General features: G+C 68.7%; 18 protein-coding genes and 1 pseudogene. 9 read left to right on the forward strand and 10 right to left on the reverse strand.

What is annotated here, in order from left to right:
• The 4 genes and pseudogenes from HUW62_RS27150 to HUW62_RS27165 all read right to left on the reverse strand — a co-directional run.
• Positions 1–677: pseudogene (locus HUW62_RS27150) on the reverse strand (transporter); the annotation flags it as partial.
• On the reverse strand, positions 674–1,894 hold the full coding sequence (locus tag HUW62_RS27155; RefSeq protein ID WP_163867245.1) for a cation:proton antiporter: 1,221 nt from the start codon (positions 1,892–1,894) through the stop codon (positions 674–676). The gene HUW62_RS27155 and the pseudogene HUW62_RS27150, both read right to left, overlap by 4 nt.
• A 32-nt stretch (positions 1,895–1,926) precedes the next feature.
• Positions 1,927–2,265, reverse strand: coding sequence for a hypothetical protein (locus tag HUW62_RS27160; RefSeq protein WP_141648803.1), 339 nt, complete (start codon positions 2,263–2,265; stop codon positions 1,927–1,929).
• Between the two features lie 37 nt (positions 2,266–2,302).
• On the reverse strand, positions 2,303–2,773 hold the full coding sequence (locus HUW62_RS27165; protein ID WP_163867244.1) for a general stress protein: 471 nt from the start codon (positions 2,771–2,773) through the stop codon (positions 2,303–2,305).
• A 356-nt stretch (positions 2,774–3,129) separates the two neighbouring features.
• On the opposite strand from HUW62_RS27165, the gene HUW62_RS27170 reads away from it, so the two are divergent.
• Positions 3,130–3,861: a TVP38/TMEM64 family protein gene (locus HUW62_RS27170; RefSeq protein WP_217911567.1), complete on the forward strand. Its 732-nt coding sequence runs from the start codon at positions 3,130–3,132 to the stop codon at positions 3,859–3,861.
• Positions 3,862–3,903: 42 nt separating this feature from the next.
• On the opposite strand, the gene HUW62_RS27175 is transcribed toward HUW62_RS27170, so the two are convergent.
• Positions 3,904–4,806, reverse strand: a complete 903-nt coding sequence (locus HUW62_RS27175) for a LysR family transcriptional regulator (RefSeq protein WP_163867242.1) — start codon at positions 4,804–4,806, stop codon at positions 3,904–3,906.
• A gap of 107 nt (positions 4,807–4,913) precedes the next feature.
• On the opposite strand from HUW62_RS27175, the gene HUW62_RS27180 reads away from it, so the two are divergent.
• Positions 4,914–5,564, forward strand: a complete 651-nt coding sequence (locus HUW62_RS27180) for an NADPH-dependent F420 reductase (protein ID WP_176436044.1) — start codon at positions 4,914–4,916, stop codon at positions 5,562–5,564.
• Positions 5,565–5,631: 67 nt separating this feature from the next.
• Here HUW62_RS27180 and HUW62_RS27185 read toward each other — a convergent pair whose 3' ends face one another.
• The 3 genes from HUW62_RS27185 to HUW62_RS27195 all read right to left on the reverse strand — a co-directional run bounded on the left by HUW62_RS27185 (position 5,632) and on the right by HUW62_RS27195 (position 8,763).
• Positions 5,632–6,843, reverse strand: a complete 1,212-nt coding sequence (locus tag HUW62_RS27185) for a proprotein convertase P-domain-containing protein (protein WP_163867240.1) — start codon at positions 6,841–6,843, stop codon at positions 5,632–5,634.
• Between the two features lie 73 nt (positions 6,844–6,916).
• Positions 6,917–7,723: a hypothetical protein gene (locus HUW62_RS27190; protein ID WP_176436045.1), complete on the reverse strand. Its 807-nt coding sequence runs from the start codon at positions 7,721–7,723 to the stop codon at positions 6,917–6,919.
• Positions 7,724–7,818: 95 nt separating this feature from the next.
• Positions 7,819–8,763 carry a patatin-like phospholipase family protein gene (locus HUW62_RS27195; RefSeq protein WP_163867238.1) on the reverse strand — a complete coding sequence of 315 codons (945 nt, stop codon included), beginning with the start codon at positions 8,761–8,763 and terminating at the stop codon, positions 7,819–7,821.
• Positions 8,764–8,781: 18 nt separating this feature from the next.
• Here HUW62_RS27195 and HUW62_RS50075 point away from each other — a divergent pair, with 18 nt between their 5' ends.
• The 6 genes from HUW62_RS50075 (at position 8,782) to HUW62_RS27230 (ending at position 19,174) form a co-directional block, all read left to right on the forward strand.
• Entirely contained in the window at positions 8,782–9,564 is a 783-nt protein-coding gene (locus HUW62_RS50075) for a carboxypeptidase regulatory-like domain-containing protein (RefSeq protein ID WP_368670489.1), read from the forward strand.
• Between the two features lie 191 nt (positions 9,565–9,755).
• The gene (fdh, locus tag HUW62_RS27210) at positions 9,756–13,028 is read left to right on the forward strand and encodes a formate dehydrogenase (protein WP_368670490.1); all 3,273 of its coding nucleotides are present in this window, start codon (positions 9,756–9,758) and stop codon (positions 13,026–13,028) included.
• A 3-nt stretch (positions 13,029–13,031) separates the two neighbouring features.
• Positions 13,032–13,829, forward strand: a complete 798-nt coding sequence (locus HUW62_RS27215) for a 4Fe-4S dicluster domain-containing protein (protein WP_163867237.1) — start codon at positions 13,032–13,034, stop codon at positions 13,827–13,829.
• Positions 13,826–14,986: an NrfD/PsrC family molybdoenzyme membrane anchor subunit gene (nrfD, locus tag HUW62_RS27220; RefSeq protein WP_176436048.1), complete on the forward strand. Its 1,161-nt coding sequence runs from the start codon at positions 13,826–13,828 to the stop codon at positions 14,984–14,986. Before HUW62_RS27215 ends, nrfD begins: the two co-directional genes overlap by 4 nt.
• 125 nt (positions 14,987–15,111) lie before the next feature.
• A complete protein-coding gene (locus tag HUW62_RS27225; RefSeq protein WP_176436049.1) occupies positions 15,112–16,218 on the forward strand; it encodes an isopenicillin N synthase family oxygenase in 1,107 nt (368 codons plus the stop codon).
• Positions 16,219–16,771: 553 nt separating this feature from the next.
• A complete protein-coding gene (locus HUW62_RS27230) occupies positions 16,772–19,174 on the forward strand; it encodes an arylsulfatase (protein WP_163867234.1) in 2,403 nt (800 codons plus the stop codon).
• Positions 19,175–19,244: 70 nt separating this feature from the next.
• Here HUW62_RS27230 and HUW62_RS27235 read toward each other — a convergent pair whose 3' ends face one another.
• Complete coding sequence (locus HUW62_RS27235; protein WP_176436050.1) at positions 19,245–19,754, reverse strand: hypothetical protein; 510 nt, start codon at positions 19,752–19,754, stop codon at positions 19,245–19,247.
• A 7-nt stretch (positions 19,755–19,761) separates the two neighbouring features.
• Complete coding sequence (locus tag HUW62_RS27240; protein WP_303626850.1) at positions 19,762–20,985, reverse strand: MFS transporter; 1,224 nt, start codon at positions 20,983–20,985, stop codon at positions 19,762–19,764.
• Between the two features lie 249 nt (positions 20,986–21,234).
• On the opposite strand from HUW62_RS27240, the gene HUW62_RS27245 reads away from it, so the two are divergent.
• Complete coding sequence (locus tag HUW62_RS27245) at positions 21,235–22,131, forward strand: LysR family transcriptional regulator (protein WP_163867231.1); 897 nt, start codon at positions 21,235–21,237, stop codon at positions 22,129–22,131.
• The last annotated feature ends 147 nt before the right edge of the window (positions 22,132–22,278 follow it).

Genomic DNA, 22,278 nt, shown 5'->3' on the forward strand with positions numbered 1-22,278 from the left:
CCACTCAACAACCCCGCCACGTCCAGTCCGCCACCGAAGGTCGCTCGCGTCAGGCCCGCGGCCAGCGCGAAGGCCACCATCACGAACAGGTCGCCGATGATGACCAGCGCCATCAGGAACTCGGTGAACGAGCCTCGCGCGCTCGTCTCCTGGACGATGGCGATGGTCACCGTGGGAGAGAACGACACCACCACCGTGGACAACAGCGCGCTGACCGCCAATACCTGAGGCAAGGTCAGGGTCGCCAGGAACGGCAGGAGCGGCTTGAGCGCGACGGTCGCCGCGAAGCACACGATGAACGTCACGCCGCACACGGCCGCGCACAAGAGCGCCACCCGCGCGCCCACGCGGCGGATGAGCCCCAGGCGCAGCTCCGTGCCCGCCACCAGCGCGATGAGGCTCACCGCCAGCCCCTTCACCAGGTCCAACCCCTTCACGCCCTCGCCCGGGATGAAGCCCAGCACGTACGGGCCCACGGCCACGCCCACCAGGAGATATCCCGTGAGCCGGGGCAGCCCCATCCCCTTGGCCACCTTGCCCGCGAACAGGCCGCACAACAGCAGCGCCCCGGCCGCCAGCGTCACCGGCGTGCCCGAGTCCACGCGCAGCACCTGGGCGCGGCTGATGATGGCCAAGAGCCCCATCACCAACAGCAGCCGGGCCACCGCGCCCTTCATGTCGCCACCCCCACGTCCGGAGGAGGCACGGGCTTCATGCGGGCCAAAGGTGTGGTGACCTGACGGAAGGCCTGCCCCGCCAAGAGCTCGTTCACCACCGCGCCCACCACCACCACGTCCAGCACGCGGCGGGACAGTCCGCCCGGAACCAGGAGCTGGTACTCGGCGACCAGACACAGCGCGAGCCCCCCCTGGGCGATCAGCGCGTAGCCCACGCGAGGCGGCAGCTCCAACACCCCCCGGGCGAAGCGCTGCGCCAGCGTGCCGCCCACCACCTTCCCCAAAAAGCGCAGTCCCACGAAGCCCGGCACCAGCGCCCACGCCGCCCAGTCGCGCGTGTACACGCCGCAGCCGACCAGGAACACCAGCACCAGGAACACCGGCCGCTCCACCCGTCCCAGCGCCCGCGCCACCCGCTCCGTGGTGCGCCCTCCCACCAGCGCCAGCGTCGCCCCACACGCCACGCCCGCCAGGAGCGCGGACACCCTCAGGTACGCCGCCGCGCCGCCCACCAGCGCCACCATCCCCAGCGTCACCGTCGCCAGCTCCGCGGGGTCCTTCAGCGCGTGGGTGAGGAACGCCAGCAGCGCGCCACACAGGATGCCCAGCAACACCGCCAGACACACCAGCCCCAGGCCCTCGCCCGCCGTGGGCGCCGCGCCCAGGAGCAGCGCCACGGCCAGCACCACCAGTCCCACCGCGTCATCCAGCATCGTCAACAGCGCCACGCCCAGGCCTCGCGCGCGGTCCATCCGCCCGCTCCGGTACGCCAGCACCGCGAAGTGTCCCGAGGACAGGCTCGCCGCCGCGCCCAGGAGCGACGCGGCCCCCACGGCCGCATGCAGCGACGGCCGCGCCGTCAACAGCAGCGGGACGAACAACGGCACCGTGACGAAGAGGAACGCCGTCCCCGCGTGCGCCAGGGCCGCCGAATACACCGGCCGGGGCAACAGCCGCAGCAGCCGGGGCTCCAGGTTCAGTCCCAGGATGACGCCCGCGGTGCCCAGCCCCAGCGCCATCACCGGCCGCAGGAGGTACAGGTCCTCCTCGGACAACACCCCCACCACCGACGGGCCCAGCACCACGCCGAAGAGCAGGAACAAGAAGCCCCCCGCCGCCAGCCGGGCCAGCGCCGGGAAGCGCACCGGATCCAACGCCGGACTCGAGGCGAGCAGGGACAGCGCCGCGATGGCGAGGAAGACGAGCAGCGCTTGCACGAGGGTTGCTTACACCGGCCCCGCCCCTCGCGTCACGAGCGGCGGTGCGTCGGCGCGGCGATCACCGGCAGGGCGACCAGCCGGCCCATGGGTGGATCGTCCGCATCCATCTCCAACTGCACCCGTTGAATCATCCGCTCCATCTCCTCGGCGGAGACGGCGGGCAACATGCTCACCAACAACACGCGGTCTTCGTCCGCGCCCAGGGCCAGGCTTCTGAGCCCCGCGAACACGGGCACCTCGGCGGACAACGCCGCGGCCGCGCTCCGAGCTCGGACCACCAGCGGCTCCGGGATGCCAAACTCCCGGAGCCGACGGATGGCTCGCTCGGTCCCTTCCATCTGCTCGAGGAACGTGATGACCAGGTACACGCGGCCGTCTTACCGGGTCCGCGCGCCAGGCGCCACGCTACTCGTTCTGGCCGGGGCCCGCCGTCTCGCCGGAAGGAGCCGCCGGTGTCGTCGGAGCCGTCGGGGTCGACGGAGCCGCTCCCTCTTGCGCCGGCGCCGTGCCAGCCTGGGCCTCCATCGCGGCACGAGCCGCGCGCTTGCCCTCTTCGATGAGCTTCTTCACCTTCTGCCCACCCTTGCGGCCAATCTCCTCGTAGAAGTTCGGCCCGCGGGTGGCCTTGACTCGGTCACCCCCCTTCTTGCCGATCTCCTCGTAGAACTTCGCGCCGCGCTCGGCCTTCACCGTCTCGCCGCCCTTGCGGCCGATCTCCTCGTAGAAGGAGCGACCCCGCTCGGCCTTCACCGTGGCTCCGCCCTTGCGACCGATGGTCTCGTAGAACTCGCGACCCCGCTCGTTTCGGACCGTCTCGCCACCCTTACGTCCCGCCTCGGCCACCGTCATGCTGCCCTTGTTGTCTTTGTCCGACATTGCGCCCTCTCCTCTCTATGGCTGCCTGCCCCCATCCCGCGCCTCGATGCCCCTTGCCTGAAACCTTGGGACGGAAGCGCCCCGATGCAAGCAAGCTCCGTACACCGCCAGCCGTTCTCGCCTGACCCACCACACCAAAACCCCAATGATTCCGTGCGGTTGCTCAAGCTCGCCCTGCTTACTTTCCGTGCGGAGGCATGCCCGGCAGGACGCTCTCTTGTTGAAAACAATTCCCTCTGCATTGCCGATTCCCGGACCGGCACTCACCTTCATGCCCGCGGCGCGCGCTCAATGGCGCCCGAGGGAGGCCTTGCGTGGCGCAGGTGGCGAAGACATGGCTCCGAGTCCTGGCACCGATGCTTGTGTCCGTCGGTGGACTGCTGATGCTCCGGCTGCTCGGACCGGACTTCATTGATCAGCGCTACATCGCGGATCTGCTGTCCCCTCTCGGTAAAGCAGCGCCTCTGGCCTACATCGCGTTCCTGACCGTGCGGCCCTTGACGTTGTTGCCCGGCCAGTTGTTGACCGCCGTGGGCGGAATGATGTTCGGAACGCTCGCAGCGACCCTCTATTCACTAACGGGCAGCTTCCTGTCTGCCATGTTGCTCTTCGCGCTGGCACGCAAGCTGGGGACTCGGCCGATGAAGCGCCTGGCTGGAGGCAAATATCCGGCGCTGGTGCGCGCGGCCAAGCGCCACGACTTCCTCTTCTCATTCATGGCGTGCATCAACCCGCTGTGTCCCACCGACGTCATGCTGGTGGCGGCCGCGGCGAGCGGCGCGCGCTTCTGGCCCACTGTCGCGGGCGTGATGTTGGGCACCATTCCAGGAACCTTTCTCACCGCGCAGTTCGGCAGTGGGCTGGCCCAGGGGCGCACGGTGATGACCGCGGTGTCCGCCGCCGGTCTCGTCGTCTCGCTGGTGCTGGGCGTCATCATCGGTCGTCGTTTCTACAAGGAGCTCACCGAGGAACCGGAGCCCTCGTCACCTGAATCAGATGCGCGGGACGACACAACGGTTCCCAACCTCGCGGGCTCGGCGATGCCGTCCAGGCCTCCCAAGAGGGACGGGGTTCCCGCCACCTGGTGAGGCCCGCGACGCGGACACCCGCCAGGCATCCAAGGTTCCCCGTTACGTCGGCTCACCTGCCCGCAGCTCGTCGGACAAGAGCCGCAGCAGGGCGCGGACGCGGGGCACGGACTGGCGTCCCGGAAGGCACAGCGCATGGACCGGTGGACCTTCCGCCGCGTGGTCCGCGAGCACCTCCACCAGCCGCCCTTCCCGCACGCGCGCATCGAGCATGAAGTCGAGCACCTGGCACAACCCCGCGCCCGCCGCGGCCAACTCCAGCAGCGAGGGGCCGTGATCCACGTCCATCGCGGGAGTGGTCCGCAGCGACTCGGCCGCGCCACCGGGCTCTCGCCGGAACATCCACGTTCGCGCGAGGCCCCGAGGATCCACGAACTTCAGACAGGCATGACGCTCCAGGTCGGCCGGACGCGTGGGAGTGCCATGGCGCGCCAGGTACGCGGGTGAGCCCAGCGTCACCCAACGCGTGCTCAAGAGCCGCCGCGCCACGAGGCTGGAGTCCTCCAACACGCCCACGCGCAGGGCGACGTCGATGTTCTCGTCCACCATGCGGCTGAAGCGATCACTCAGCCGCGCATGCACCGTGAGCTGCGGGTAGCGCGTCTGCAGGCGAGCCAGGGGCGGCAGGATGACGGGCCCCAGGATGTAGGGCAGCGTCACGGTGAGCGGGCCCTTGGGCGCGCGCTGCGCCTGGGACACCGTCTCCCGCGCGGCCTTCATTTGCGCCACCGCCTCGCGGGCCCGCTCCAGGAAGGCGACGCCCTCGGACGTCAGCGCCACCTGCCGCGAGGTGCGCTCCAGCAACCGCGCGCCCACGTCCTCCTCCAGCTTGCGCACCGCCTTGCTCACCGCCGCCGTGGTGACACCGAGCCGCTCCGCCGCCTTCCGGAAGCTGCGCTCCTCCGCCACGTGCACGAAGGGAAGCACCCCCGCGAACAGGTCCATGGGCCCCATTGTCAACCTGGAGTTGATGATGGTTCAACCTCCACGTGCTCGATGCGCCCTGGGTTGACGGTTAGGGTTGCGCCATCCACGAAGGACGAAAGGTCGTCATGAGAATCGCAATCCTCGGCACGGGAGTGGTGGGCGAGACGCTGGGCTCCAAGCTGGTGAGCCTGGGCCATGAGGTGCGCATGGGCTCGCGCACCGCGAACCACGAGAAGGCGGTGGCCTGGACGCGGAAGGCCGGAGTACTCGCGTCCCAGGGCACGTTCGCCGACGCCGCGGCCTTCGCGGAGCTGCTCTTCAACTGCACGCTGGGCACGGCCTCGGTCGACGCGGTGAAGTCGGCCGGCGTGGAGAACCTGCGCGGCAAGGTGCTGGTGGATGTCTCCAATCCTCTCGACTTCTCGAAGGGGTTTCCCCCCACCCTCTCCGTCACCAACACGGACTCGCTGGGCGAGCAACTCCAGCGCGCGGTGCCGGAGCTGAAGGTGGTGAAGGCCCTCAACACCATGACGGCCAGCATCATGGTCTCCCCGTCGAGCCTGCCCACGGCTCACGACGTCTTCGTCTGCGGCGATGACGCGGGCGCGAAGAAGCAGGTGACGTCGCTGCTCACCGAGGGGTTCGGCTGGAAGCGGGTGCTCGACGTGGGCGACATCACCGCGTCCCGGGGCCTGGAGGGATTGCTTCCGCTCGTCCTCCGGCTCTACCAGTCGTTCGGCGACTTCGACTTCAACCTCCACGTCGTCCGCAAGTGAGTCGCGCGGCGACGGCCGGGAGGCCGCGCTGCTTCTTCACGGCCTCCCGGTGGCGACGACGCGGACGTCAGTCCCAGCGGCTGGTGAGCTTCACGGACCACTCTCGCAGCGTGCCGCTTCCAATCCCCGCGGGGTTGGAGATGTGCAGCTTCCACTTGCCGTTGATGGTGCCATCGCGCGGGATTCCACGCGTCACCGGGATGCGGGACGGAGGCCTGCCCTCGGTGGGCCCGTTCCACAGGAGGGCCGTCTCACCACCCGGGTCCTCCAGCGTCAGCACGAGGTTGGATGACGAGGAGTGCAGCAGATCGATCACCACGGTGATGTCCTCGGGCACGGTGGCGAGGCCCACCACGCCGACCACGGACACCAGCTGCGCCGTCGAGCCAGGCAGCGCCAGGTCCGAGTAGTTCGTGAAGGTGCCCGCCATCCAGGCCGGACGGCAGATGCCCTCGGGCGAGCCGGACTCGGAGCCCGAGCACACCAGGCCCGTCTGGCACGGACGCATCACGGAGCAGCTGTCGCTGTCACCCGGGATGGGCAGGTTGCTGCGGCAGCGGCCGTAGGCGATGGGGCCCCCGAACGCCCGGCCCTCACACGACAGGCCGGCCTGACACGTCGCCGGACCCGTGCACGGGTCCCCGTCGGGAGCCAGGGCCACATGGTTCTTGAGCGCCTGGAGCGCGGCGCCATTCATGACCGCCAGCCGCGACAGCTCCACGATGTGGTCGATGCGACGGGCGGCGACGATGGCCTGCGCCTGGTTCGCGCTCAGCCCCACGGTGCTCTGGAGGGCGGCCTGGCTCACCGTGTTCGCGGCGGCCACGACGCGCCGGGCCTCGGCGAGGTTGAAGGCCACGCCGTGGAAGGTGCCCACCTGCTCGTCCAGGGGCATCTCCACGCGGCCCGTCGCCCGGACATACCCCTCCAGCGTGGCCAGAGCGGCCGGCCCCACCTGGGGAATCGCATCCACCTGGTCGATGGAGACGTAGTGCCGGTCATCCGCCGTGAACTCCACGCCATCCGGCCCGTTGCGGTCCGCGATGATGGCCTGCGCGGTGAGCGCGTTGAGCGGAACCTCGAAGTCCAACACCGCCAGCGTCGTGGAGCGGCTGTTGAGGAACGCCAGCACGCCGGTGGACGCGGGGGTGCCCGTCGCGAGGGCCTGCGCCTGCGTCGTCATCACGGCGGCGGGCGCGGTCTCCTCGGAAGCAACACCACAGCTCAACATCAGGGGAAGAAGGGAAAGCGGTAGATACCGCATCAAGTTGGAGGTCATGAGCCCCCTGTACTCCAGGACTCCGACACTGTGTCCAACAGAGACGTCACAACCGGGCCGTCCGGGGTGTTTTTCAGCGGGATTTCAGCAGGGTGGCCGAAATGAAGGCCCCCAGGGCGGGGAGAAACGTGGCGCCGGCCATCCAGAGACTCGCCGGGAGCTGAAGGACGGACACCAGCGTCCCGAGCCCGAAGAGCAGAAGAAAGGTGAGGCGAGCCAGCACCCGGCCCGTGGGCCAACGAGCGAACGCCCCGGTGAAGAGGAACGCGGCGGCTCCCGCGAGGAACTGATAGCCCAGCACCGTGAGGGCCGAGTCCTCCAAGAAGCTCACATAGCGAATCAACCAGCTTGGCGGCAGTGGCTCCACTCCGGCGAGGACATCCAGGGGAAGCGACGTCATGTCGTGAGGCGGAGCGCCTGGAGACCCCAAGGTGATGACCGCGATCTGCGCGATGGCCACCACGAACAGCGTCATCAGGATGGGGAACCACGGCACCCGGGTGCGCTCGCGTTCCCAGCGGCGCAGGGCGTCCAGTTGCTGGGGATCGACCTCGAGTGCGCTCGGATAGCCCAGGTCCAGCAAGGCCTTCGTGGCCGCGATGCTCGCGGGCATCTTCTCCGTGCCCAGCCCCTCCAACGCGCGTTCATCCATGAGCCTGCGCAGCAGCGCGGCGCTCGCCTCGCGCTGAGGCTCCGAGGGAAGTCGAAGCAAAAGCACATTGAGCTCCTCGCCCAGCCGTGCGCGCTCCTCTTCGGACGCGGACAGGACCCGGGGAATCAGCGCCTCGATGCGCCCGATGGACGCGGCGTCCTCGCGCCCGATGGACGAAGCGTCCTCCGCGCCATGAGGCGCCTGTACCGTCCGCTGAAGCTCGCCCACCGTGTGCCTCCCGCGCCCCGGACTGCACGGCGCGCCAGCCCATCGTAACGAGGTGCACCCCGCTCGTCACAGCCGGACGGCGACGACACGCTTCTTCACGAATGGAGCACGGGCTCCAACTGCGCCGCGATGCGCGGGGGCACCCGCTCCCCGGGCCCCACGCCGGTGGGCCGCATGAGGGCGCGCGCGCGGTCCTCGCCGTGGCGCATGCGCATGCGCGTCATCTCCGGTGAGAAGTCGAGCGTGTCGCCCATGGGCGCCGTCGGCTCGATGACGGTGATGCGGCAATAAACGTACGGCTTGCCTTCGGGAGCGAGGAGCGAGGTGCCCTGCTCGTGGGCCTGCCTCACCATGTCGTTGATGCGGACGAACACGTCCACGTCGTTCATCAGGATTTCGTTGAGGGTGATGTCGGTGAGGCTGCGCCGGGCCACGTCCAGGATGCTGGAGGGATAGCGCATCGGCTCGATGCGGGACGACGAGCAGGAGATGACGACAATCTCCGTGGGTGCATAGGCGAGCGCGTCGCCGAGCGGCGTGACGTTGCGCAGCCCACCGTCGACGATGGCGTGCGGACCGATGGGCTCCCAGATGACGGGCATCGTCGCGCTCTGCCAGACGGCCGCGGTGAAGTCGCTCGCGTCGCTCGACACCACTTCATACTGCCCCGAGGTGAGCGACACCCGGCCCACGTGCGCGGGAATGGCGAAGGGCCGGCCGGAGAGGTTCCGCTCCACGAGGTCTCTCAGGGGCGTGTTGTCATAGAACCCCAGCTTGTTGAGCAGTCCTATCCGGAGCGCGACGACGAGCCACGGGAACTTCCGATAGACGTCCGACTCGCGCAGGTTCATCCAGAGGCTCGTGAGTCGCTCGTACTCGTGCTGGGCGATGACGGCGGCGTTCAGCGCTCCCACCGACACGCCGAAGACGCGCTCCCAGCGGAAGCCGTGCACCTCGCGGAGGATCTTCTCGGCGCCCACCTGGAAGGCGCCCTTGCCACCACCACCTGAGAGCACGAGCGTCGCGGGACGGTCCGTCATGGCATACCTCGTTGGGGGGTGAGCACGAGCCGCGCGGGGAAGCTCGCGCTCACGCATCAACGGGAGGAGATAGGCACGAGCCCTCCCTTCCAGAATCGCCCTGGGGCCCAGGTCCGCTGTCCAGCGGTGGGCCCTGGACTCGCACGCCCGTCAGCCTTCGGCGGTCCCCACGGCGCGCATGAAGCGCTGGAGCTTCTCCTCATCCAGGTGGCCGTCTCGGTGACGCTGCCGGACGGACGGGCCGGCAAGGTGGTGGCCGAAAGCGTCGCGGGGAAGACGACCCAGGCCGACGTCGTCGTCGAGGCCGGAGGCGTCATCTCCGGACGACTGGTCGATGCGACGGGCGCTCCCCTCCCCGACGCGTTCGTGGACGTGGACGGGCTCACCTCGCCCCCCACGGGAGCGGACGGCCGTTTCCGCGTGGAGGACGTCGCGCCCGGTCCGCACAAGCTCATCGCGTGGAGCCAGAAGACGGAGCGCGCGGAGAAGACACTGGAGCTGGCCGCGGGCAAGACGAAGGACGTGGGCGACTGGAAGCTCGGGCCGCCCCGAGTCGAGCCTGGGCGTCTCGGCGTCTTCTTCAGCATGGATGGAGACGAAGTCCTCGTGCGAGGTGTCACGGGCGGACTGCACGGTGACGCCATTCGAGCCGGAGACGTGGTGAAGTCCATCGACGGGGCCACCGTGCTCACTGCAGGCGAGGCCCGCGAACGCGAGCTGGGCGCACCGGGCAGTCCCGCCACGCTCCTCATCCGCCGCGACACGCGGACCTACCCCATCACCCTCACGCGCGCCCCCTGAGCGGACACCTCCCTCCAGGGTGAGGCCATGCGCCCCACCCATCCACCACGCGACATCCCGCGCCGGCAATCGTCCGGAGCCCGACGGCGCCCTCTCACGGTCCCCCCGTGGAGCGCTGCGTCGGGCAGCCTCGACCTCCACCATCCTCGGTGAGCCGCGCCACCTCGCGGCGCCGATTCGGGAGGTCCACCGTGGGAGTCCTCGACCTGCTGTCGCGCTGGCCCGTCCTCCGGCAGCTCCTGCGCGGGGACCTCACCGCGCTGGGCGAGACGGCGATGACCGAGCGCAGCCGCGGGCTTCAGTCGCGCACGGCCCGCGCGGACCGCGTCGTCAAATCCGTCTGTCCCTACTGCGCCGTCGGCTGCGGCCAGGACATCTACGTCAAGGACGAGCGCATCATCGACATCGAGGGCGACACGGACTCGCCGGTGTCACGCGGACGGCTGTGCCCCAAGGGCTCCGCGACGTTCCAGCTCGTCACCGGCACCCACCGCGTCCAGCACGTCCTCTATCGTCGACCGGGAGGCACGGAGTGGGAGCGCCTCCCGCTCGAGCGGGCCATGGAGATGGTGGCCGAGCGCGTGAAGCACACGCGCGACACGACGTGGGAGGACACCGACGTCAACGGGCTGAGCGTCCAGCGCACGCTGGGCATCGCCCACCTGGGCGGCGCGACGCTCGACAACGAGGAGAACTACCTCATCAAGAAGCTCTTCACCTCGCTGGGAATCATCCAGGTGGAGAACCAGGCTCGAATATGACATTCGTCCACGGTGCCCGGTCTGGGCATCACGCTCGGGCGTGGCGGGGCCACGACCTTTCAGCAGGACCTGCGGAACTCTGACTGCATCCTCATCCAGGGTTCCAACATGGCCGAGTGTCACCCGGTGGGTTTCCAGTGGGTGATGGAGGCCAAGGCCCGGGGTGCGACCATCATCCACGTGGACCCGCGCTTCACGCGCACGAGCGCGATGGCGAACCAGCACGTTCCCATCCGCGTCGGCTCGGACATCGCGTTCCTGGGTGGGCTGGTGCGCTACGTCCTGGAGCACGAGCGCTACTTCAAGGAATACGTCACCCACTACACCAACGCGGCCAACCTCCTCCGGGAGGACTTCCAGGACACCGAGGACCTGGACGGCCTCTTCAGCGGCTTCCTGCCCGAGGAGAACAAGTACGACGTCACCTCGTGGGGTTACGAGGGCATCCAGGGCCCCACGCCCGCCGCGGGCCACAAGGAGCTGTTCGCGGAGCCAGGCGCCGGTGAGGGCGAGTCCCATTCCGCGCGAATCACCGAGGCCCCCAAGGATTTCACGCTCCAGCATCCGCGCTGCGTCTTCCAGGTCCTTCGTCGCCACTTCCAGCGCTACACGCCCGCCATCGTCGCGAAGGTGTGCGGTGTTCCCGAGGAGCAGTTCCTGAAGGTCGCGGAGGCGCTCTGCGCGAACTCCGGACGAGAGCGCACCACGGCGCTCTGTTACGCGGTGGGGTGGACGCAGCACTCGGTGGGCGTGCAGTACATCCGCACCGCGACCATCCTTCAACTCCTGCTCGGCAACATCGGGCGGCCGGGGGGAGGCATCCTCGCGCTGCGCGGGCACTCGTCCATCCAGGGCTCCACGGACATCCCCACCCTCTTCAACCTGCTGCCCGGCTATCTGCCGATGCCGAGCGCCAAGCCGTCCTCGAGCCTGGACGACTACCTGAAGAGCCACACCTCGAACACGGGCTGGTGGAGCAACTTCCCCAAGTACGTCGTCTCGCTGTTGAAGGCGTGGTTCGGTGACGCGGCGACGAAGGAGAACGAGTACGGCTTCCGTCACCTGCCCCGCCTCACCGGCAACCACTCGCACATGCAGACGGTGGCGGACATGGCCGACGGCCGCGTGCGGGGCTACTTCGTCATGGGGGAGAACCCGGCGGTGGGCTCCATGAATGGAGCACTCCAGCGCAAGGGCTTGCGTCAGCTCGACTGGCTGGTGGTGCGCGACTTCACGCTCATCGAGACGGCGGAGTTCTGGCGCACCGCTCCCGAAATCCAGCGCGGTGACGTGAAGACCGAAGACATCCGCACGGAGGTCTTCTTCTTCCCCGCCGCCGCGCACACGGAGAAAGACGGTTCCTTCACCAACACGCAGCGGATGCTCCAGTGGCACCACGCCGCCGTCGAACCACGCGAGGACGTGCGCAGCGAGCTCCACTTCATCTTCCACCTGGGCCGTCGACTGAAGGCGCTGTACGCCGACTCGCGAGAGACGAAGGACCAGGCCCTCCGCGAGCTGACGTGGGACTACCCCACGAAGGGCGCGCACGACGAGCCGAGCGCCGAGGCCGTCCTCCGGGAGATCAACGGCTACACCGTCGCGGATGGGACGCCCGTGAGCGGCTTCACCGCCTTGAAGGACGACGGCACCACCGCGAGCGGCTGTTGGATCTACTCCGGAGCCTACGCGGACGGCGTCAACCAGGCCGCGCGCCGCAAGCCCGGACACGAGCAGACCTGGGTGGCGCCCGAGTGGGGCTGGGCTTGGCCCGCCAACCGACGCATCCTCTACAACCGCGCGTCGGCGGACCCAGAGGGGCGGCCCTGGAGCGAGCGCAAGAAGTACGTCTGGTGGGACGATGCCCGACGCCGGTGGACCGGCGAGGACGTGCCGGACTTCATCGTGGACCTGCCACCGGACTACCGCCCTCCTCCGGGTGCCTCGGGCGTGGAGGCGCTCGCGGGCGACAACCCGTTCATCATGCAGGCCGACGGCAAGGCGTGGCTCTACGCGCCTGGCGGGATGATGGATGGTCCGCTGCCTGCTCACTACGAGCCCATGGAGTCGCCCGTGAAGAACGCGCTCTACGGGCAGCAGTGCAACCCGACGCGCCTGGAGTGGCCACGGCGAGGCAACCCCTATCACCGCGCCTGGGGAGACCCGCGCTATCCGTTCATCCTCACCACCTACCGCCTCACGGAGCACCACACGGCGGGAGGCATGAGCCGCTGGTTGTCGTGGCTGAGCGAGCTGCAACCGGAGCAGTTCTGCGAGGTGTCACCGGAGCTGGCCCGCGAGCGAGGCCTGAGCAACGGCGGCTGGGCGACGCTGCGCACCGCGCGAGGAGACCTGGAGTGCCGGGTGCTCGTCACCGAGCGCCTGAGGCCGCTGAAGCTCAACGGCACGTCCGTGCATCAGGTGGGCATCCCCTACCATTGGGGCGTGACGGGGCGCATCCGAGGAGACGGCGCGAACGAGCTGCTCCCGCTGGTCGCCGACCCCAACGTGGACATCCAGGAGTCCAAGGCCCTCACCTGCGACGTCGTCGAGGGACGTCAGGCCACCCGCGCGCGCGCCGCCTCGGGCGCCACCCAAGCCGCGCTGCCCGAGGGGCTGGAGCTCCACCGACGCGACAGCTCGCGCGCGGGTGAGGTCGACCATGTGCCGTGGCAGGAGAAGAAAAAGGACGAGGAGCGATAGCCCATGAGCCGCAAGGGTTTCTTCACCGACTCGACGACGTGCATCGGCTGCAAGGCGTGCGAGGTGGCTTGCAAGCAATGGAACCAGCTCCCCGACGACGGCTTCCACTTCACGGGGATGTCCTATGACCAGACTGGGGACCTCGGCTGCTCGACGTGGCGACACGTGGCCTTCGTGGAGCGGCCGGTGCCCCTGCCGGGACACGCCACGGGCGTGGGGGACTTCTCCTGGTTGATGGTGTCGGACGTCTGCAAGCACTGTCAGCGGGCCGGGTGCCTGGAGGCCTGTCCCACGGGCGCCATCGTCCGCACCGAGTTCGATACCGTCTACGTGCAGCCGGATGTCTGCAACGGCTGCGGCTACTGCGTGACGGCGTGTCCCTTCGGAGTCATCGACCGACGTCCGGATGACGGGCGCGCCTGGAAGTGCACGCTCTGCTACGACCGGTTGGGCGACGGCATGACTCCCGCGTGCGCGAAGGCGTGTCCCACGGAGTCCATCGCCTACGGGGACCTGGACGTGCTGCATGAGCGCGCGGAGAACCGGGTCCGCGAGCTGCACGACCAGGGCATCATCAGCGCGTATCTCTACGGCAAGGACGCGGCGAACCAACCCGGGACGGGCGGGCTCAACGCCTTCTTCCTGCTGGTGGACAAGCCGGAGGTCTACAACCTGCCGCCCGACCCCGTCGTTCCGACGATGAAGGCGAAGGAGGCCTGGAGCGCCGTGGCCCTGGGCGCGCTCGGCATGGCCGCGGTGGCCGTGGGCGCGGTGCTGTTCGGTCGACGGGGGAGCCCATGAGTTCGTCCGGGAAGGATGAGCCTTCGTTCCTCGACAAGCTCCAGCAGCGCGGCGATGGGCGCAACGTGAACCCAGCGCTGGGGACACTGCTGGGCGAGGGCGCGCAGCAGCGCGTGACAGACCTGGACGGGGCGAACCCCGCGCACACGGTGTCGTCGTCGATTCCCTCTCGCTCCGGAGTGGCTTCGGCCGGCTCGCCCAGCTACCACGGGCTCCCCGCCATCAAGCAGCCGGTCTGGATTGCCACCATCCCCACCTATCTCTTCGTGGGAGGAGTGGCGGGCGCCGCGAGCCTCATGGGGCTGGTCATCGATGTGCTCGGCGAGAAGGAGTTGAATCCGCTCGCGAGGCGGTGCCGTCAGCTCGGGACGGTGGGCGACATGCTGAGCGCGGGCTTGTTGATCGCCGACCTCGGGCGACCCGAGCGCTTCCTCAACATGCTGCGCGTGTTCCGACCCACCTCGCCCATGAGCATCGGCTCCTGGGTGCTGGCGCTGTCGGGCGGGCTGAACACGGTGGGCCTGGTGCTGGGACGTTCGCGCGGGGTGCTCGGCGCGGTGGGGAAGGTGTCGGGTTGCTCGGCAGCGCTGCTGGGGATGCCGCTCGCGGGCTACACGGCCGTGCTGTTGAACAACACGGCGGTGCCGCTGTGGCAGGCGACCCGGCGCACCCTGCCCCTGTTCTTCATGGCCTCGGCGACCGCGAGCGCGGGCAGCCTGCTGTCGCTCCTCCCCCACACACCGCGTGAGGCGGGGGTGCTCCGCCCCTACCGGCTGGCGGGCAAGGTGGCGGAGCTGGCCATGGGGTATGCGATGGAGCACGACGCCCGACGCGCTCCAGAGGTCGCCCGGCCCCTGGACGAGGGCGTGTCGGGGACACTGTGGAAGGCCTCTCGCGCCTGTTCCGTCGCGGGGTTGCTGGTGGATGCGCTCCCGGGGCGGCGGCGCTGGAAGCAGGTGGCGGCGGACCTGCTGACCACGGTGGGCGCGGTGACGGCCCGCTTCGCCGTCTTCCATGGGGGCAAGGCGTCCGCCCGAGACCCGCAGGCCACCTTCAGGCCCCAGCGCCGGGGCCACGGCGCCGCCGAGGTGGTGCCCGGGCATGCCGTGGCGTCGGACGGCAAGCCGTTCAGCTTCCCCCTGCCCGTGGTGCGCTGAACGGCCCACCCGGCCCGACTCCGGGAGTGCCCCGCCCCTGGGAAGGAACGCGGGATTTGCACTCAGGGAGGGGGCCCACGAGGCCTTCCCCTTTGGGCGCGAGGAGCGATACACCTAGGGGAACCATGGCCGAGACCTCTTCCCTGAATATTCCGACTGTCGACCTCGCGGACCTCGCCTCGGGAGATGCCACTCGCATCGAGCGCGCCGCGACTGCGCTGCGCGAGGCATTTGGTGTCTTCGGTCTCGTCTACATCAAGAACCACGGTGTCGACACGCAGGCGCTCCACCGCTACTACGACGCCTTCGCCGCCTTCATCGCGCGTCCCGCCGAGGCGAAGAAGCCCTACGGCCGCGCCGACCTCTGGTACCAGCGCGGCTGGACACCGCCGAACACGGAGGTCGCCGTCGCCGGCAACGGCCAGCCGGACTTCAAGGAGTGCTACTTCGTCGCGCCCTACCCCAACGACGAGGTGGCGGCGATGGAGTTCCCGGAGCTGTATCCGGAGAACGTGTGGCCGCCGGATGCGCCGCCGTACTTCCAGGAAGGCCTGATGACGCTGGGCCGCTCGCTCCACGAGGCGGGCCTCCAGTTGCTGCGCGGCTCGGCCATGGCGCTGGGGCTCGCGGAGGACACCTTCACGTCCCTCTGCGAGAAGGCCCCTCACATCACCCGCGCGCTCCAGTACCTGTCGCTCAAGCCGGAGCAGGTGAACACGGACATCGTCTGGGGCGAGGAGCACACGGACTTCAACCTCCTGACGCTGCTGCCCGGTGGGCGGTTCCTCGACCCCGAAGGGAAGCCGGCCCCGAGCCCCGATGACAAGAGCGGCCTGTATCTGCGCACGCGCGCGACGCTCGAGGAGCCGCAGGGCCGCAAGGTGCGAGGCACCGCGCCCGCGGGCTGCATCGTGGCGCAGGTGGGCCAGCAGTTGGAGATCCTCACGGGCGGCACGTTCCTCGCCACGCCCCACGTCATCACCGCGCCGGGCGTCTCCGGCTGGCAGCGCCAGTCCGCCGCGCACTTCATCCACGTCCACACCAGCAAGGTCCTCTACCCGCTGGAGAAGTTCCGCACGCCCACGGCGATCCGGAGCTACGCGCCCCCTGTCCTCACGGGCACGTATGACATCAAGACGCTGGTCGACATCGGCCTCGCGCCGTCGCACGCGCTCGACAAGCTGGGCTACCGGCACTACGACCGGCTCAATCGCCAGCGGTCGGGCGAGTAGATTTCACGTCTGCCATTGACCAATCACAGACGAGACATTTCCCGTCTTGATAGTGATTGCTTCGGGAGCGCGGTGGTTCCGTGCTCCCGTTGAGCGGTCGTGTCCCGGCCCCATGCGCCGCGCGACGTGGGTGCCGGAAATGCCTGAAGACGCGTTCATGTAGGCATTGCACGCCAGGACAGGTGAGACTTCCTGAAAGTGGGGTCGGAAATGCCTGAAGACGCGTTCATGTAGGCATTGCACTTTCTGTCTCAGGCAATTGCGACGCATTGTCTCGGCTTTTGGCATGAGTCTCTCCACTGTACGTACGAACATGTAGGCACTGCGTCTTTTTGGGGTCCGGGCGAGCCTCGGAAAACATCTGAAAATCCGTACAGGTGCCTCATTTCCGACGGAGCGGGGAAACGGTTACGGCCCGGCCGCGCGAGCCCTCCCCTCCGATGCCACGTCCGGAATGCCCTACCTGCCCCGCCTCAAGGGCTGATGGGCCTGAAGGCCGCCATTCATATTTTCAGGCGGTTCAGGGTTGCGGGGTCGGCGACAGGGGGAACACATGAAGAAGAACGGCAAGCATCCGACGGGCAATGGGAAGACTCCGTCTCCGAATGAATCTGTTCAGCGAGAGGTCCTCCCCATCCCGGATCAGCCCTATCAGGGCGTGCGTCCATTCAGCGCCAGGGACCCGAGCGCGAAGTTCCCTCCCATCGTCCAGCTTCGGCCTCCCAAGGGCGCGCCCAACGTCCTCGTCATCCTCCTGGACGATGTGGGCTTCGCGGCGTCCAGCGCCTTCGGCGGCGTCATCAACACCCCCACCGCGGAGCGTCTGGCTGCCCAGGGCCTGCGCTACAACCGCTTCCACACCACGGCGCTCTGCTCACCCACGCGCGCCGCGCTCCTGACGGGCCGCAACCACCATGCGGTGGGCTTCGGCGGCATCACCGAAACCGCCACCTCCTCGCCGGGCTACAGCTGCGTGCGCCCCAACCACTGCGCGCCGGTGGCGGAGGTCCTCAAGCTCAACGGCTACAGCACGGCGCAGTTCGGCAAGTGCCACGAGGTGCCCGTCTGGGAGACGAGCCCGGTAGGCCCCTTCGAGCGGTGGCCCACGGGCTCCGGCTTCGAGTACTTCTTCGGCTTCCTCGGAGGGGAGACGAACCAGTGGCACCCGGCCCTCTACGAGAACACGGTGCCCATCGAGCCGGAGCACAAGCCAGACCAGAGCTACCACTTCATGGAGGACATGACGGACAGGGCCGTTGGCTGGGTGCGCCAGCAGAAGGCGCTCGTGCCGGACAAGCCCTTCTTCGTCTACTTCGCCCCGGGCGCCACCCACGCACCACACCACGTGCCTCAGGAGTGGGCAGACAAGTACAAGGGCCGCTTCGACGGCGGCTGGGACGGGCTGCGCGAGGAGATCTTCGCGCGGCAGAAGAAGCTCGGCGTCATCCCCAAGGATGCCACCCTCACTCCACGCCCCAAGGAGATCCCCTCCTGGGAGGACATGCCGGAGAAGCTGCGGCCGGTGCTCGCGCGACAGATGGAGGTGTACGCGGGCTTCCTCGAGTACGCGGACTTCCACGTGGGACGGCTCATCGACTCGCTGGAGAAGATGGGCGTGCTGGAGGACACGCTCGTCTACTACATCATCGGCGACAACGGCGCCTCCGCCGAGGGCACTCTCAACGGCACGCTCAACGAAAACCTCCTCTTCAACAACGTGATGGGCGTGGAGACGCCCGAGTACCTCATCCAGAACATGCACAAGCTCGGCACCCCGGACGCGTACAACCACTACGCGGTGGGCTGGGCGCATGCCATGGACACGCCCTACCAGTGGACCAAGCAGGTGGCCTCGCACTACGGCGGCACCCGCAACGGCTGCATCGTCCACTGGCCCAAGGGCATCTCCGCGAAGGGCGAGGTCCGCTCGCAGTTCGCCCATGTCATCGACGTGGCGCCCACCATTCTGGAAGCCGCCACCCTGCCCCAGCCGGTGATTGTCCACGGCGTGCAGCAGACCCCGATTCAGGGCGTGAGCATGCGCTACGGCTTCGACGACGCGAAGGCGCCGGAGCGGCATGAAACGCAGTACTTCGAGATGTTCGGCAACCGGGGCATCTACCACCAGGGGTGGACGGCGGTGACGAAGCATCGCACTCCGTGGGATTCCACGTCGCCAACGAGCCTCGAGGACGATGTCTGGGAACTCTACGACACGACCCAGGACTGGACGCAGGCGCGCGACCTCGCCGCCGAGCAACCGGAGAAGCTGCACGAGCTGCAGCAGCTCTTCATCATCGAGGCCACCAAGTACTACGCGCTGCCACTAGATGACCGAAGCATCGAGCGCTTCAACTCGGAGCTGGCCGGACGGCCCGAACTCATCAAGGGAGACACACAGCTTCTCTCGGGTTCCATGCAACGGCTCACCGAGAACTCCGTGCTGAACATCAAGAACAAGTCGCACTCCGTCACCGCGGAGCTGGAGATACCGGACGGCGGAGCGAGCGGCATCATCGTCGCGCAGGGTGGCAGCTTCGGCGGCTGGTGCCTCTTCGTGCGTGGGGGCCGACTCTCCTACTGTTACAACTACTGCGGACTGCGTCGGTTCTACGTCGAAGCCGACCGCGAGCTGCCTCCTGGCACGCACCAGGTCCGCATGGAGTTCAAGTACGACGGCGGCGGCATCGGCAAGGGAGGTGATGTCACCCTGTACGTCGACGGCAAGCCGGTGGGCCGTGGCCGGGTGGAGACCACCCAGGCCATGGTGTTCTCTGGCGACGAGACGACCGACGTGGGCATTGACCTGGGCACGTCCGTGGCCGAGGGCTTCCACAACGGCGACAGCAAGTTCACCGGCCGCGTGAAGTGGGTGCAGCTCGACAAGGGCAAGGAAGACTTCGACCACTTCGTCTCGCGCGAGGAGCTCTTCAAGATCGCGATGGCCCGGCAGTAGGAGGCGGGCAGTGCCCTCCCGCATGCCAGCTCAAGGGCATGCGGGAGCACCGGACCTCACGTCCCCCGCACTACAGCCGGGAGCGCGCCTCCACCAGGGGCGCGACGTCTGCCGGAGATTCAACCGCCAGGCCCTGAGCACCGACGGCTGGCGGGGTGACGCCCATCCAGGTGGAGAGCCGTGACAGGGCCAGCGTGCGCTCCGCCTCGGGCAGACGGGTGATGCTCGCGTTGATGTGATTGGAGTCCGGAACGTAGAAGCGGAACGAGTCGTTGCGCTCCCGCACCTCGAAGGGGCCAGCGGACCAGGGGTCGTTTTCCCCATAGAGGAAAAGCATCCGTTCACCCTGGCGACGGACCGCTGCGCGGAAAGGGAATCGACCTCCGCCACCTCGGCTCCACCGCAGGCATGCAACAGCAGGGCAACCGGCAGCAGACACACCGCACGGGAAACGCCAGCGCCTCTTGATGGGTTCATTCACGCTCCTCGAGGTGAGGGTTGCACCTCTGAGTTCGAATGAACGGACCAGGGATGCAGCCATATCATTCGAGGGTGCGGGAGCGTCGTAATGGCCATGCATCCGTGGCTCAGCGAGCCGTGCGTGCGCCCGGAGCCAGTCGGACCAGCAAGGCCGCCACCGCCGAGGTGGTCGCGAGCACCGTCACCGCCCCCCATCCCCACCGGGCCAGCACCAGGCTGCCGCTCGCCGCGCCGACGGCCATGCCGATGAACATGGTGACGAACAGCACCGCGTTGAGGCGGCTGCGCGCGGCGGGGTCGATGCCGAACACAATCGTCTGGTGCGCCACGAGCGTCATCTGGACGCCCAGGTCGAACCCGATCGCACTGCCGGCGAGCAACCACAGTCGCGCATCCGGCTCCAGCCACGGCGTCGCGAACAGGGTGGCGAACGCGATCGCGGTCAGCCCCGCTCCCAGGCGCGTCACCACTTCGGGACCGAAGCGGTCCGAGAGGCGACCCGCCACCGGCGCGCCCAACGCCCCCGCCGCGCCCGCCAGTCCGAAGGCACCAGCGGCCGCGCTCCCCAGGTGGAATGGCGCGCCATGCAGCATCACCGCGAGGGTGGACCAGAACGCGCTGAAGCCCACCGAGAGCAGGCCCTGTGCCAGCGCGGCCCTGCGCAAGGCGCCGTACCTTCGCCACAGGCTGGCGAGCGAACCGAGCAGTGCGCCATATGAGAGCGTGCTGGTCGGACGGAAGCGCGGCAGTCCCCGCCAGGCCACCAGGCCGATCAGCGCCACGCTGGCGGCGGCAATCAGATACATGGCGCGCCAGCCGAAGTGCTCGGCGACCACCCCGCTGACGACTCGCGACAAAAGGATGCCCAGCAGCAGGCCGGTCATCACCGTGCCCACCGTCTTGCCGCGCTCACGCTCGGGAGCCAGGGCCGCCGCGGCCGGAACGATGTCCTGAGCCATGGTCGCCGTCAGGCCGACGGCGAAGCTCACCACCAGCAGCAGGCCGATGCTGGGGGCCAGGCCGCTGAGCAGCAGCGCCACGCTCAGCAGGGCCGCCTTGATGAGGATGATGCGGCGCCGGTCGAAACGATCTCCCAGGGGCGTCAGCAGCAGGATGCCCAGCGCATACCCGAGCTGGGTGAGCGTGGGGAGCAGCCCCACCGCGGTGTCCGAGGCGCCGATGGAGGCCCCCATCACTCCCAGCATCGGCTGCGCGTAGTAGAGCGCGGCCACCGGCAGTCCGGCGCTCGCGGCCAGCAGCAGGCGCAGGCGGCGCGACAGGGGCGCGGTGTCGCCGCTGCTCGTGGCCTGGGCCTGGGGCGGAAGGGCCATGGAATGGGAGGCCCCTTCGGGCATCGGCGCGTCTCCAGCGGTTGCATGTACGGAACGAATGAAGGACATGGTGTTCACCCCAGCGGTGCGAGTCGAGATGAGTGTGTCCCCGAGGGAAGAGGGTCGGTAGTAGCGCGCTCCGCACAGCGGCTATACGTTCCGTGCATGAAGCCCCGCCCTACCAGCCCTGGTCGACCGAGCAGGTCCCCAAGTCGGAGCGCACAGCCCACCGCCGACCGGCTCGAGCTGATGCAGACCTTCCTCCGCATCGTCGACGCCGGGAGCCTGTCCTCCGCCGCGGCGCAGTTGGGCACCACGCAGCCCACGGTGAGCCGTCGGCTCCAGGCGCTCGAACGCTCGCTGGGGCTGCGGCTGCTTCAACGCTCCACGCATGCGATGAAGCTCACCGAGGACGGCGCACGCTGCTACGAGCGCGCGAAGGAGCTGCTGGCCAACTGGGAGATGTTCGAGGCCGACCTGCGGGGCGCGAGCGACGAACCCGAGGGCACGCTGCGCGTCGTCGTGCCGCATGCGTTCGGGCAACAACTGCTGGTGGAGCCGCTGACGCAGTACCTGAACCGCCACGCGCGAGTGTCGGTCGAGTGGCTGCTGCATGACCGGGCGGTGGACTTCATCGCGGATGGTATCGACTGCGCGATCCACGTCGGCGAGGTGCATGACCCCAGCGTGGTGGCCATCCGGGTGGCGGAGGTGCCGCGCATCGTCGTGGCCGCGCCGTCGGTGCTCGCGAACATCCCCGCGCCGACCCATCCCGACGAGCTGGCAAGACTGCCGTGGCTCTCCCTCCGCACGTTCTATCGCGGCGAACTCTCACTGACGCAGGTGGAGACCGGCGAGGTCCAATCCATTGCCTTCAATCCCCGCCTCAGCACGGACAGCCTCTACGCACTCCGGAGCGCCGCGGTGAACGGGCTCGGTGTCGGCGTGGCCTCCGCCTGGGTGCTCCGCGAGGACATCGTGAGTGGCCGGCTCGTGCATCTGGTACCTCGCTGGCGGGCTGCGCCGCTGCCCATGTACCTGCTCTATCCGTATGCGCGCTTCCATCCCGCGCGACTGCGCAGGTTCGTGGAGCTGATGCGAGAGACGATTCCGGCGGCCCTCGCGGAGGCGACGCACGGCGTGTGAGCCGACCCATGCCGGGCCCCTCGCGAGAGCTCGCTCCAGCGCGCGGACTCGAATGCCGGGAAGGAGAAGGCCGTTCTCGTGGCCTCCGCCTTCGACGAGAGCGCCGCATGCACGCCTCCACGGGGATGGCGTGCACGAGGCGACCCT

This window comes from Myxococcus sp. AM011 (assembly GCF_013372595.1).
In the GTDB taxonomy this organism is placed as follows: domain Bacteria; phylum Myxococcota; class Myxococcia; order Myxococcales; family Myxococcaceae; genus Myxococcus; species Myxococcus eversor.

Excerpts from the sequence above, each read along its gene's own strand:
- HUW62_RS27165 (WP_163867244.1), bottom strand. The coding sequence starts at position 2,773 with ATGTCGGACAAAGACAACAAGGGCAGCATGACGGTGGCCGAGGCGGGA.
- HUW62_RS27170 (WP_217911567.1), top strand. The coding sequence starts at position 3,130 with ATGCTTGTGTCCGTCGGTGGACTGCTGATGCTCCGGCTGCTCGGACCG.
- HUW62_RS27175 (WP_163867242.1), bottom strand. The coding sequence starts at position 4,806 with ATGGACCTGTTCGCGGGGGTGCTTCCCTTCGTGCACGTGGCGGAGGAG.
- HUW62_RS27180 (WP_176436044.1), top strand. The coding sequence starts at position 4,914 with ATGAGAATCGCAATCCTCGGCACGGGAGTGGTGGGCGAGACGCTGGGC.
- HUW62_RS27185 (WP_163867240.1), bottom strand. The coding sequence starts at position 6,843 with ATGACCTCCAACTTGATGCGGTATCTACCGCTTTCCCTTCTTCCCCTG.
- HUW62_RS27195 (WP_163867238.1), bottom strand. The coding sequence starts at position 8,763 with ATGACGGACCGTCCCGCGACGCTCGTGCTCTCAGGTGGTGGTGGCAAG.
- HUW62_RS27215 (WP_163867237.1), top strand. The coding sequence starts at position 13,032 with ATGAGCCGCAAGGGTTTCTTCACCGACTCGACGACGTGCATCGGCTGC.
- nrfD (WP_176436048.1), top strand. The coding sequence starts at position 13,826 with ATGAGTTCGTCCGGGAAGGATGAGCCTTCGTTCCTCGACAAGCTCCAG.
- HUW62_RS27225 (WP_176436049.1), top strand. The coding sequence starts at position 15,112 with ATGGCCGAGACCTCTTCCCTGAATATTCCGACTGTCGACCTCGCGGAC.
- HUW62_RS27230 (WP_163867234.1), top strand. The coding sequence starts at position 16,772 with ATGAAGAAGAACGGCAAGCATCCGACGGGCAATGGGAAGACTCCGTCT.
- HUW62_RS27235 (WP_176436050.1), bottom strand. The coding sequence starts at position 19,754 with ATGCATGGCCATTACGACGCTCCCGCACCCTCGAATGATATGGCTGCA.
- HUW62_RS27240 (WP_303626850.1), bottom strand. The coding sequence starts at position 20,985 with ATGGCCCTTCCGCCCCAGGCCCAGGCCACGAGCAGCGGCGACACCGCG.
- HUW62_RS27245 (WP_163867231.1), top strand. The coding sequence starts at position 21,235 with ATGCAGACCTTCCTCCGCATCGTCGACGCCGGGAGCCTGTCCTCCGCC.